Source organism: Streptomyces sp. CNZ301 (assembly GCF_004217425.1).
The window spans coordinates 5,351,409-5,363,861 of record NZ_SHLG01000001.1 but is presented as its reverse complement, the minus strand read 5'-3'; the positions used below and the strand labels follow the sequence as shown (position 1 = coordinate 5,363,861).

7 protein-coding genes are annotated in these 12,453 nt (G+C 66.4%); 3 read left to right on the top strand and 4 right to left on the bottom strand.

Annotated features, from left to right (window positions below; all coding sequences use genetic code 11):
* The first annotated feature begins 42 nt into the window (after positions 1 to 42).
* From EV375_RS23015 to EV375_RS23005, 3 genes are all read left to right on the top strand, one after another.
* Positions 43 to 399: a plasmid mobilization protein gene (locus EV375_RS23015; RefSeq protein WP_486588774.1), complete on the top strand. Its 357-nt coding sequence runs from the start codon at positions 43 to 45 to the stop codon at positions 397 to 399.
* Positions 400 to 402: 3 nt separating this feature from the next.
* On the top strand, positions 403 to 2,088 hold the full coding sequence (locus EV375_RS23010; RefSeq protein WP_130301311.1) for a relaxase/mobilization nuclease domain-containing protein: 1,686 nt from the start codon (positions 403 to 405) through the stop codon (positions 2,086 to 2,088).
* 349 nt (positions 2,089 to 2,437) lie between these two features.
* Complete coding sequence (locus tag EV375_RS23005; RefSeq protein WP_130301310.1) at positions 2,438 to 4,027, top strand: hypothetical protein; 1,590 nt, start codon at positions 2,438 to 2,440, stop codon at positions 4,025 to 4,027.
* Positions 4,028 to 4,204: 177 nt separating this feature from the next.
* Here the strand turns inward: EV375_RS23005 and EV375_RS23000 are convergent, their stop codons facing one another.
* The 4 genes from EV375_RS23000 to EV375_RS22985 are packed head-to-tail and all read right to left on the bottom strand — an operon-like array spanning position 4,205 to position 12,392.
* The gene (locus EV375_RS23000; protein WP_207228238.1) at positions 4,205 to 5,476 is read right to left on the bottom strand and encodes a TIGR02679 family protein; all 1,272 of its coding nucleotides are present in this window, start codon (positions 5,474 to 5,476) and stop codon (positions 4,205 to 4,207) included.
* The gene (locus tag EV375_RS22995) at positions 5,473 to 9,555 is read right to left on the bottom strand and encodes a TIGR02680 family protein (RefSeq protein ID WP_486588655.1); all 4,083 of its coding nucleotides are present in this window, start codon (positions 9,553 to 9,555) and stop codon (positions 5,473 to 5,475) included. The genes EV375_RS23000 and EV375_RS22995 overlap by 4 nt, the downstream gene beginning before the upstream one ends.
* Before the next feature lie 48 nt (positions 9,556 to 9,603).
* Positions 9,604 to 10,866: a TIGR02678 family protein gene (locus EV375_RS22990; RefSeq protein ID WP_130302060.1), complete on the bottom strand. Its 1,263-nt coding sequence runs from the start codon at positions 10,864 to 10,866 to the stop codon at positions 9,604 to 9,606.
* A complete protein-coding gene (locus EV375_RS22985; protein WP_486588654.1) occupies positions 10,863 to 12,392 on the bottom strand; it encodes a TIGR02677 family protein in 1,530 nt (509 codons plus the stop codon). Before EV375_RS22985 ends, EV375_RS22990 begins: the two co-directional genes overlap by 4 nt.
* Between the last annotated feature and the right edge of the window lie 61 nt (positions 12,393 to 12,453).

Sequence of the window (12,453 nt, the reverse complement as noted above, 5' to 3'; positions counted from 1 at the left end):
GCGCATGCTGCCGCGCCGCGTCGTCGGCTTCGCCGACGCTCTCTGCGGGAGGAGCGGGTCCATCCGCGGTTCAGCCCGCAGGAGATGGAAGACGTCCGACGGGCCGCAGCAGCCTCCCGGATGACTCCGGCCGGCTACGTGGCCGAAGCGGGCCTGGCAGCCGCCCGGTCCGAGAACCCGGAAGCGGCCGTGGCCGACTACCGGCGAACGGTAAAGGAGTTGATGGAATCCAACCGCCAGGCCGCCGCGGTCGGCAACAACCTCAACCAACTCACCTACCACCTCAACAGATCCGGGGGGCCACTGCCCGAACAGGCAGTTATCCACAGGCTTTCGGAACGTGTGGATGACGTACTCGAAGCCATCGACCAGGCAGTCGAGAGCCTGGTCCGGCAGTAGCGGGTGATACCGAAGATCATCCTGGGGAAGACCAGCGCCCAGGGGCTGATCCGCTACCTCTACGGGAAGGGCAAGGCCAACACCCACACCGACCCGCACCTGGTCGCCTCGTGGAACGGCTTCGCCCCCGACCCCGGCCGCAACCCCCACCACACCAAGGCCCAACTGGCCCGGCAACTCGACCAGCCTGTGCGCATGCTCGGCGACCATGCACCCGAGACGAAGATCTGGCACTGCCCCGTCCGCGCAGCCCCCGGCGACCGGCACCTGAGTGATGAGGAATGGGCCCAGATCGCCCGCCGCATCGTCCACGCCACCGGCATCGCCCCAGAAGGCGACACCGAAGCGTGCCGCTGGGTCGCCATCCGCCACGCACCCGACCACATCCACATCGCCGCCACCCTCGTGCGTCAGGACGGGAAACGCCCCCATCGCAGCTTCGACCGCAAGGCAGCCCAAGCCGAAGCTCGCCGCATCGAAACTGACTACGACCTACGCCAGCTGAACCCCGGCGATGGCACCGCAGTGAAACGCCCCACCAGCAAGGAGCACTTCAAAGCCAAGAGACAGGGCAACGCCGCCACAGCACGGGAGATCCTGCGCACCCGCGTACGCCGCGCGGTTGCCGCAGCAGCCAACGAGCCCGAATTCTTCACCCTCCTCGAAGCCACGGGCGTGGAGGTGAAGCGTCGGATCGCACCCTCCGGCGACCTGCTCGGCTACAGCGTCGCCCTCCCCGGCGACACCAACAAGCACGGCGAGCCCGTGTGGTTTTCCGGCTCCTCCCTCGCCGGCGACCTTTCCCTGCCCAAGATCCGCCACCGCCTCACCGCCAGCACATCGGAGGAGAATGCCCCACCCGGACGCACACGCAAGGGCAACCCGTGGCACCACGCAACGGCCGCCACCGAACGCATCCCCCACCACCTCACCCACGGCGACGACACCACAGCCCAGGGCCAGTTGGCCGCCCTCGGCGAGACGCTGGACCTGCTGCCACTCACAGCTCCCGAGGCCGCACGGGCACAACTCCAGCACGCCACCACCGCGTTCGAGCGCGCCACCCGCTCCCGCATCACCCCCGACCACAACAGCGCCCGCGTCCTGCGGCACAGCATCAAGACCATCCTCCGCGACCCCGCCCCCACAGGCGACGGCGCCAGCATGGCGATGCTCATCGACGCCGCCCTCATCGCCGTTGCCTACGCGATGCACTGGCACCGCACCCACCAACACGCCCAGCAACAAGCCGCCGCCCGACAGACCCTGCACCACCTACAGAGGGCCTATCCCCACATCGCCCAGCCGGTCCTGCAAGGCTTCGCCCGCCGCGCCCCCGGGCCACAGACGCAGCATCGCTACGCTCACCAACTCCAGCAGGCCGTCCCCGCACACGCCGACCGCATCCTCAACGACCCCGCCTGGAACGCACTCACCACAGCACTCGCCGAAGCGGAAATCGCCGGACACGACGCCACCACCCTCCTCGACCACGCCGTGCGTCAGCGCACCCTGGACGACGCCCACAACCCCGCAGCAGCCCTCACCTGGCGCATCCACCGCCTCGGACACCGCCACACCCCCAGCCCTCGAGCCCAAGCCGCCAAGACCCGCACCACCCCCACACCGTCGCCGCGACCGATTGCCGACGCGGCCACGCCCACGCGTCGGACTCCTCCGCGCCGCTGAGCCCAGCGGACGCGGGGTCTGCGGAGCCAACTGATGCGCACCGAGAAGAGTGTGGTGCTGTCATTGGGGCAAGGAACTGCGTCGGAGTCGGCTCGACTCCACGCGCGCTATTCGCTCCACGGCAGCTATGTCGGGAGAGCGCTTGGCGAACGGGAGTGATCCGCACTCCCGATGGGTGTCCCGTGCGATGTCAGAGAAAGATGCCACCCTGCTGGGCAGCGCTGATCATTGCTGCATCCGCTGGGAGGGTCTCATGGTTTCTCTGGTCAACCTGATGCGTTCACGAGGCACTCGCGGTGCCCATACATCTGCGCCTCCCGCTGAGGGCAGCAGCCCCACCGCCCCATCCATGGAGGAGGAAACCGCAGGTACCGTTCCCCTGCCGTACTTCAACCGCAGGATCAAACTCCTTGTGGAGGTCCTCGACCAGCCGGACGAAATCGTGCTGGCGACGCAGCTCCTCCGGGAACGAGGCTGGGCCGTGCGACAAGCGACACCTGCGGACTCCCCGAGCGCTCGCTCGGGTTTCACAGCACTCATCGTCGAGGTGCGGTTACGAGGCGCGCGACTGGGAGCCTGCCGGCACGCACGATCGCAGGTTCGCTCGCTCATCGAGCAGCGGAAACTTGCCGCGTGGGTTCGTGACGCCTCCATCGTGGAGCCTGACCTGCCCCGGGTCTCAACGACGTACCACGTCCACCGCCGTACACCTCCCGGCGCTGGGGGCTTGAAGCGCTGGGTGCTGAAGCACTGGGAGGCGTCAGGGGGCGCCGACATACAACGCGCGCTTGTTCTCCCCGGCCCCTCGGATTCTCAGAAGGCACGCGCGGAATTTGCGCAACGTACGCTCGGTGGGCCGCCGTTTGATGCCGAGATCCACGACGTGCGTCTCGGCGCCGCACCGAAGGAGGAGGCAGCGGACGTCGCTGGCCGGACAGGAGGGCTGCAACCACGCAATTCCCGCGAGGTCGCAACTTTCCTTGGCCTCGTCGTAGTGCTCCTTGGCAGCGGCATCGCCATCCACGCAACCGAGAGCCCATGGGCACTTTTCGGTCTGATACCAGCAGCAGGCCTGTGCTGGCCGCTTGGTGCCTGGGCTACAAGTAACGAGCCCCGGCCTGTCCTGTTCAGGCTGGCAATAGGCATTCTCTTCACAGGTGCCTTCACCTGGCTCGGCTACCTCTTGGCACGGAGCGCACTCGGTCCCGTTCCTATTCTGGTGTTGGTCGCGGCCCTAACAGGTTTGGGTATTGGGCTTGCATTCGGTGTCTGGCACGCGCTGAGTCATTCATGGATCAGCCGCAACATCAGTTGGCTCTTGCCAGCGCTTATTCCCCCGCTCGCGTTCGTGCTTCCGATCGCAGGGAGGTTTCTGCACACCTACTATTTGAGGGAGAAATTCGGAATACCCGCCGATACCGTTCCAATTGCCTTCTACTCCCAGTACTTCGTGGCAATGAAACCGATGGCAGTCGCATCGGCCATTGTCTTCATCTTCCTGGGTATTATTGGCTGGGTACGTCACTTCCACTGGGGAGGGGGCGCACGTGAACTAACGCTTATGATGTGGCCGTTCGTCCTCCTTGTTTACTTGCTCACCGCAGTACAGGTCAGTCTGGGAGATACCTCGGATGCTGCTGAGAGGACGGCTGCGCGAGCCCGAGCCGGCGACGCACCAGGCTCCTACTACGGCATTGTCGGCAGCTTGGTTTGCGTTCAACCTCTCGGCAAGGACATTCCCGTGCTCAACGGTCCTCTCCCGCGCAACCATCCCGTGCTCAGCTTTGGCAGCACGGGGGACTACCTGTGGGTCTGGGATCCCAAGCGGGACGGCAGGAGCGGACAAGCAGTACGCGTCCGTTCAGAAGACGTTGCCGTACTCACGCGCACTGACCGCTCTGACCGTCGGTGCCCACGACGGGCGACAGATGGTTCATAGCTTTGGAGCCGTCTTCCACAAGGTTGACGTGCGCTGCCACGTTCTTGGCTGATCTGGGCGGCATCGTTGCGAGTGGATGAGTCCTGAAGCTGGCCAGTGGAGTTGGACTGCGGCGTCGGGAATGGCGTGGTAGATGGCTGCCGCAGGTTCACGTCGTTGCAGGCCAGCTCCTTGGTGTCAGGTGTTCGACTCGGGGAAGAGTATCTGGGGCCTATGTACGGCCCCAGCTGCGGTGATCTGAGATTCCAGGTCGGAGAGGAGTGAGTCGGCCACCACTTCCTCCACCACCGAAGCGACGTGCTCTGCCATGGCGGGGGCAAGCGCTGGGTCCCAAGGCGCTTCAGTGAGCCTTCCTGGAGTAGGGCCGTGGTTGTGTCGGGCGATGGCGGCGCGGTAGTCCTGGGCTTTCATGCGCCAGGCGGCGGCGGAGGTCTTGTCCAGGACGTAGGCGGCGATGCGTATGCCTTCGCCGTCGAAGTCGCCGTGGTAGCGCAACTCGGCTCCCTCGGCGGCCAGCATGCGGAGGAGGTGGATGACCGCGCTGTTCGGCCATCCTGACGTACAGACCAGGGGCGGGCAGTAAGGGCCGAAGCGGCGAAGGGCGAGCGCCATGATGCTGGGATTCTCGGTGATGTGCACGGGCACTGCGGGGAAGCGGAACTCGCCCGGTGCTCGGAGCTGGGCGAGGGTGAGAGATGCGGCTTGTCCGGCTTCGGTGCAGGCGTTTGTTACGCGGCTCAGCGTGCCGTGGCCATCAGGACATAGTCCTGCAGTGAGGACGGTCGTGGAGAGTTCGTCGTCGGCGATGCCGGCCCGCGCCCATAGTGCGCGTCGTTGCTGTGCGCCGTCTGGTGGCTCAACGCCGTAGACGGTCGACAGAGCTCGAAGAACAAGGGAGGACAGGCGAGTTCCGTCGTCCAGCGCGTGCGAGTCGCCGTCCAGCGTGTGTGCTGCGAAGACCGGCAGGGGTTCCCCGCCGGCGGGCAGGGCGGCGAGTACGGTCAAGGCCGCGGAGAGCAGCTCTCGGGTTCGGGTTACCGAGCCGTGGATGAGGCCTGCGCCGCGACAGTGCGTTGCCCAGTCGGCGAGCGCCGGTTGGGACCGCACAGTGTTGTGAGCTTCCAGCCAGGCCCACAGCGCGGCTCGCTCGTCGTTGGTGCGGCGTCGGTCGGCTGCGCGGTCGTCGATGGGGCCGACGATGTCGGCGACGACCTCGCGAACCGTACGGCCGTCGGTTTCGGCGAGGGCAGCTTCCAGTCGGGTGAGTGCGATGAAGGGTTTGGCGTCCGGCAGCCGGTCCAGTCCCAGCAGGTCGGCCAGGGCTTCTCGTTCAGCGTCGTTCAACGGTCCGATGCGAACTCGGCTGACGGGCCGGCCGGATGACAGGCGGTCGTGGAACGCTAGCCAGACGGGGCGCAGTTCGGGTCGTCGCAGAGAGCGGTCGCTCACGCCGGGACTTCCTCCGTCTCGTCCGGCTCCAGTCCGTTCCCGTCCCAGACGAAGCGTGCGCTGGTGACGGCGTCGTCGCCGTCGGCACCGGTGATCAGTTGGTGGACTGCGATGCCGGCGAGTTCGCGGTACGTGGCCCACTCGTGATCGGAGGTGAGCATCAGGTCGAGGTCGAGTGCGCTGAGTAGAGCGAAGACCTGTCCGCGGTTGACCGTGTCGACACCGACGAAGACCTCGTCCAACAGGATCGGCCGGGGTGCCTCCGGTACGGCCTCGTAGTGGGCGGCCACGGCAGCAAAGAGCGGCAGGTGCAGGGCGATCGCCTTCTCACCTCCGGACAAGGCGCCGTGCATCTTCTTGGTGAGCAGTTGCCAGCCGTGGCCATTGGCCCGGTCGAGTTTGACGACGAACTGGTGCCAGGCGGTGTAGTCGAGTACCTCGGATAGTTGTTCCTCCCAAGTGGCCGCTGTGTTCCTGGCTTTGGCCTCCTCGATGCGACTGCGGAAGAACGCGTGCAGGGCCTCCCGGTCAGTGTCTGTGACTCGGCCGGGGTCCTTGAGGAGCAGCTCGCGGGCGGTGCGGGTGCCTGGTGGCAGATCCGGATGGATCTGCCACACCAGTTGGACCGCGACGTTCGAGGCTGTGCGGACACGCTCCAGGTGACCGTTCATCCGGTCGACGAGTTCATTGGCCTGGCGGATGCGGGCCGCCAGGTGGCGCCGGGTGTCTCCGGTCAGGGTCTGGTCGAAGAGGCGGCGCTCGGCGGTGGTGATGTCGTCGCGGCTGCTGTCGCGCTCGGCGGTGAGGATGCGGAGCAATCCCGTGGCCCCGACTCGCACGCCGTCCATCGTGGCGGCGAAGACCTGTACGTCCTCATCGGGTTCCAGGTCCAGGTCGGTGCGTTGGCCGAGCAGGGGACGTGCTTCGTAGACGGTTTCGAGGAGTCGGGTGGCAGCGTCGCTGACGTTGCGCGGTTCGTGAGGGATGTTGGGCCACTTCGCAGCGACGCTGCGGGCGGACTCAAGGGTGGCCCGTGTGCCGTCTTGTGCGGTGAGTTCTACTGAGACACCCGCGTCTTCGGGGAGGCCAAGAAGGCACAGGTGCCGGAACCTCTGCGCTGCCACGTCCCTGGCGCTGATGGCCTTGTCGCGCTCCTCGGCGTCTTGGGTCATCGTGGCCTGCAGCCGGCCAATGCGCTGATCCAGCGCCCGGAGCTCCTCGTTCCTGAGCCGCACGTTGTCGCGGCCGCGGTGGTGCTCCTCCCTCATCTCGTAGATGCGAGCGGCCACTTGACGGAAGTCCTCGCCGACGGTGCTCTCAACTGCTTCCAGCTTGGCCCTGAGCCCCGATGACTCGGACTCGGCAGTCTCAGCCTCCTCAGCATGCTCCTGCGCGGCGGCGAGTGAGCGAGCAGCTTGACTGCCGGCCGATGTTGATCGCTCCACATCGGCTGACCAGCGCAAGCAGGCGTCTGCCCAGGCGTCGGCCATGTCGCGGAACGTATCGACGGCGGACGATAGGTCCTTGAGAAGGCCCCGGTTAGTGGGCAGCCCATACTCCGCGGACAAGCGGCTGAGCTGTCGGAGGGACTTCGTAACGTCAGCCTCTCGCTCCTCAAGGAGCTTCGCTGCAGCTCGCAGGGCGTCGTCCCGGACGCCGATTCCTTCCTCTGCCCGGTCCCAGAGCCGCCGTTTCTCGTTGAGGTCCCAGTACCGGGGGCGCGCGGAGAGGTCGGCGTTCAGACGGTTGCGACGCTCGCCCAGTTCGCGGATCTGCGCCTCGCAGGTGGCGATGGTGCTGTTCACCTCGATAAGGCGCTCGGTGAGTTGGCCGATGCGACGAGCCCGGGCCCGCTCCCGGGCGAGGGCTCCGATGTGGGCCGGCTCGTCCTTGGCCCACGTGCCGGTCGCGGATGCCAGCCGCCAGCTGCCGTCCGCACCGACCGCGGCCAGGTGCTCGTTTGGCAGCCGCGGACCGTAGGAGATGCCGCCGAGAAGCCGCGAGATCGAGTCGGCGGGAACGAGGATGTCGGCCTCCGGACGCAATACGTCCAGAAGGGATGCTCCTGGAGCCGGAACCGCCCACGCGCCTTCGACCCAGGTGTCATGCCCTCGGAGCACCACTTCGCGGTCCGGTTTGACCCAGGCATCCAGCAGTCCTGATGCTTCCAAAGCCGCTTCGACACCTGCCTGCACGTCGACCGGTACGTCATCGTGGAAGGCCACCAGCCGCCAAAGCGGAGCGCCGGCAATCGTCGAACGGTCCGTGGTACGGGTGGGCGGGGGAGTGGGGGGCAGGTCGGCTTCCTGCCGCAGGGCTTCAATGCTCTCGGTGAGCGTTCCTCGCTCGTCCAGCGCCGCATGGCGAGCTGTATCGGTACGTGCCTCGCGGTCGGCGATCTCCCCAACCACGCTTCGCATCGCCGAGTCCACCAGTGACGCGACATCGTCCTCGACCGTCGTGAGCGAGACCAACGCCTCGACGTCGTCGAAGCGAAGCTCCACACACCCTGCGGCCCACTCGCGCAGCAACTGCGCCTGCTTCGTCAGCGCCTCTTCGTATACGCGGATTGCCTCGTCCCGCCGATTTACAGCGTCCGCAAGCCGATCGCGAGCCTCATCCAGCGATGCTTCGGCAGCCGCTCGGTCGCTCAACGCGCGGTCGTGCGCTCCGATGGCAGTGCCTACTTCGACAATCTGACCACGCCGTGCCTCGACCGCGCCACGCGCTAGATGGCGAGACCGTGCCACCTGATCGTCCCCGACGGACTCGGAGGTCTCAGACGGTGTGCCGATCATCGTCTTCGCTTCTTGATAGACGGACTCCAGACCCGCTGTGCGTGCCGCTCGATGGGCGTCTTCCGATGCCTCGCGTGCGCGATCGGCACACTCCTCGGCGCGTGCTGCGGCTTCTGCGGCGTGCTGCTCGTCCTCGCCTGCTTGTAGCTGCTTGGCATCTGCTGTTTCGCGAAGCCGTTTCGCCCGCCGTGCCGACTGTTCGAAGCTTCGGCGAAGTTGGTCCAGTTCTTCACCCTGCTTGTAGACGTCGCTCTCTTTGAGGCCCTCGATCCCGGCTTCCAGTTCGTCGGCGCGCTGCTGAAGCTCGTCTCTCTGCAGTTCCGTTGCCTGTTGGTCTCGCTGGGCCTGTTCGTGCTGTTCCGTGCTCTCCCGGGCCACGCGGGTGAGGTTGTCCATGTCGGTCGTTGCCGAGATCAGCTTCGCGGCGCCGGAGCGCAGCACCCGCTGGGCATAGCTGCGTTGCCGAGAGGCGATGGATTCGGCGGCTGAGACCTCTTCGTCCAACTGCCGCAGTTGTTCGCGCTGCCGGTCCAAACGCTCGAAACCCTCGGCGAGTTCGGTGATCTCTCCCTCACCGAGCGGTGGTAGTGCCCGAGAGAGCAGGGAGGAAAGCAGAGACGGGTCAAGACGTTCGGAGAGCTTCGGCTGGCGCAGCTGCAGTAGAGCCGTGATCAATGCCTCGTAGCGCTGCTCTCCCATTCCTGCGAAGAGGGTGCGCCGGACCGTGGTCCGGTAGTCGGTGGCTGAGGAATAGACCTCGCCGTGCCCCTGCAAGGCTTCCGCGAGTGCTGCCCTTGTGAGCGGCTGGTCTGTGCCGTTGACCAGGCAGAGCCCGCCGGGCTGGGCGATTCGCCGCGTAGTCGTGAAGTAGTCAGCGTGTACTGCGGTGGTGTGGACGCTGGCCTGTAGCCTTGCTCCGCAGGAGAACCACTGCTCTTCACCGTTCTCCGACGAGCGGCCGAACTCCATCCACACGTAGCCCACGCGTGTCTTGCCGGACGCGCCCTCACCCATCAGGTTCCAGTGCATCGTCCGTTCGGAACCGCCGAACGTGGACAGTCTGTTGGGCCTCAGACTCGCGTCGAAAAGGAAGGGCAGCAGCAGCTCCAAGGCCTTGGACTTGCCGGTGCCGTTCTGACCACGCAGCAACAAGCAACCTTCGTGGAAGGTGAAGGTCTCGTCGTAGTAGCGCCAGACGTTGAAGATGCCGGCGCGGTGCGGCTGCCAACGCTGCCGTTGCTGCGGAATTTCATGCTCGTCCGGTGTGTTCCCGTGGCTCACCGGAAGGTTAGTAACGCTCACCACAGGCCCCCTTCGATCGATTGACCGTCAACATCGGTGTTGTCCGCGGAGGGCTGTTGTCGTGGCTTCCACGAGGCGGTACCGATAGGCAGCTGGCCTCACGATGGTGCGGTCACCGATACGTTGGGCCAGCCCGAAGTCGCATAGGACCGCCACCGCATCGTGGGCCAGCCTCTGAGCCCCCTCTGCCGACTGGTACGCCTTGGCCCACCGCGGAAACCGCCGCAGCAACTCGGAACCAACCTCGGTGAGTTGTTCCGGGGTCGCCCCTCCGGGCACGTCATGGATCCGCTCAAGCAAGAGCAGTGCAGCCACCCGTGCAGTGGACGATTCATCTGGGAACCGGGCATCAGTGGCGATTGCATCCGGGTCGATGAGCATGAACCCCTCTGCGCGTTCTTCCAAGACGAAGCCGGCTTGTTCAACGGAACGGCGCAGAATCTGGCGGCCCGTCGGGGACGTCAGATACGACAGCTCGTCCTCGGTGAGGTCTCCGCGGTAGAGGACGGGATCATCGAAGAGTCGCCGCAGCACGGAGTGGCGCAGCCACAGGTTCCGCTGAGTCTCGGACACGGCGGCGGAATCGCTGCTCACAGCGTCGCCGGCCATTCCACCGTAACGCCGTTCCCGAGCCAGCCCTGTGAGCAGTTCCTCGAAGCGCAGCGAGACCTCTTCCGGCGGCACCGACAGCCTGGAGGCTCCGATAGGTGCAGCTGGAAGCCGCATCAGCAGCGTGGCGTCCACCCGGTACAGCACCTTCGCGTCCGCCGAGTCGACGAAGGACTCCGTGGTTCCGTCCACGGCCAGCAGTGCGCCGAAAGATTCCAGGAGCTTCAGCACGTCGACGAACGCCATGCGCTCCTGCCTGCTCATCGTGTCGAACGACGGCAGAGCCGGGTCCGAGGCGGTCGCCTGTACGGCGCGGTCGGCGAGCAACCCAATGGTGGTCACCGGCACGGACAGCAACTCGGCGGCCACAACGCACAGCAGCACGTAGCGCCGGCGGTCGAAGGGAGCCTTGCCGGAGCGCAGTCTGCGAGCCGGTCGAGAGGCGTCCGTGTCGGACCGGACCTTCGACAGCCGGGCGTATCCACGCCTGGGCTCGACCACCAGGCTCCAGCCGCAGGTGTAGTCGAACCACTTGGTCAGGGACTCCTTCCGCCGTCGAATGACATCGAAAGCAACGCGGTCTTCCCGTTCGGTGATCAGCGGACGGGCGAGGAGAAGTCGGATTCCCCGAGCGACATCCTCACGTTCCGCGACGACCAGTTGATTGGCCAAGCTGCTCATCCCGCGGCCTCCTTCGGGCCCGACCACGTCGCGGCCTGTCCGGCCCCAGCCGCGGTTTCGATGTGCACGATGAAGTCCGGCCCACTCAGGACACCTTTCGGCGTTCGCAGGAGGGCCATCATGCCGTCGGCAGCTGGACTCAAGGCGATATCCACCCTGCCGTCGCCAGTGCTGGCCCGCCGGACGCCCGAACCGTCCGGTCGGGTCGAGAGCGCCCTGCCGAGCAGATCGAGCAGCCGGTCGAACGCTCCGTTGTCCAGCTTGCCGAAGTCGGAAAGCCTCAGTGGGCCCTCCGTCCTCAGCGCACGCCACGCCTCTTGGAGCTCCGCCCGTTCCTGGCGGGCCCGTTCCGCCCGCGCCGCTTTGATGGCTGCGACGTCCCGTACTTTGCCGGTTCGAGCGAAGCGCTCCGTACGACCGCTCGTGCGCAGCAGGGCCGACACCTCGACCGGCGGCGCTTCCGCCCACGCCTGCGAGGAGGTGACCAATTCCGGGTCCGGGTGGGCGAGATGGGCGTGACGGGCTGATCCCAGCCCGAAAGCCACCGTCCACAGGCGGTGGAGATCCTCGTCCCCCGGGGCGGCCGCGAACCAACGGGCCAGCTCCCGGAAATCCTGTACGGCACTCGACGACCGGCGACGCGACTCGTTGATCCGATCAAGGACTTGAAGCAGCGAGACGATGGCCCGGCGAGCGACGTCGTGCAACCGGTCCACCCGCGGCCGGCCCCCGCCAGGAGGGAGAAACCACGCCTGCAGACCCGCCCATCGTGCCCGTCGACGCTCGAGCCAGGCAGGGCCCGGATCTTCCCCGGCCACCGGTGGCAACTCCGCCCCGCGCAACGCCCGTTCGTGGAGGACCGAGACGCCTCGCTCCTCCACACGGGCCACAGCCGCTGCGACCCCGTGCCCACGCTGATCCAGGTTGACGAGGAACTCCCGCAGGTAGGCCACCGTCGCGGCCTTTACCTCCCGGAAGACGGTCAGATCGGCTCCCTCGGCACGCAACAACCGCTGAAGTTCCCCGTTGAATGCCTTGGTGTTGTCCAGAAGGGCCTCAAGATGGCCTTCCAGCTCCTGCACAGTGCTGAAGATCCGGCGATCCGACGACGCAGGATTACCAGCCAGGACGTACAACTCGTCCAGCCGGTCGGTAATCGCCTCCAGCACCGCGGTCTGCAACGCTCCCGTCGTAGCGAGCACCGACAGTGCGTGCTGCACACCGGCGAACGCGGCTTCACCCCGCCGCGTCAGGGAGTACTGGAGATTGCGCCGCTCGTACTCCTCCGCGGTGCGATAGTTCTCCGCGTGGTTCTGGATGACATCCAGCAGACCCCAGCTCTTGAGCTTCTTCAGCGCGTCGTGAAGATCGTCGTCAGCAATCGCATTGAGCCAGCCGACCGTACGTAAGCGCCCGCGGACCTCATCCAGCCCGAGAGCCGTCTCCAGACGCTCGTTGGCCGCACCGAAGGCATGCAGAATCGCCCCGTACAGGTCGGCTCGATCACCTGTGGTGAACCGGAACATGTCCGGTGGAACCCTGCGCATGTAGTTCCCTCCCCTCGCGGCCACGGCCGGCTCCGAAGCC

Coding starts and splice junctions, on each gene's coding strand:
- EV375_RS22985 (WP_486588654.1), bottom strand. CDS start 12,392: ATGTTCCGGTTCACCACAGGTGATCGAGCCGACCTGTACGGGGCGATT.
- EV375_RS22990 (WP_130302060.1), bottom strand. CDS start 10,866: ATGAGCAGCTTGGCCAATCAACTGGTCGTCGCGGAACGTGAGGATGTC.
- EV375_RS23005 (WP_130301310.1), top strand. CDS start 2,438: ATGGAGGAGGAAACCGCAGGTACCGTTCCCCTGCCGTACTTCAACCGC.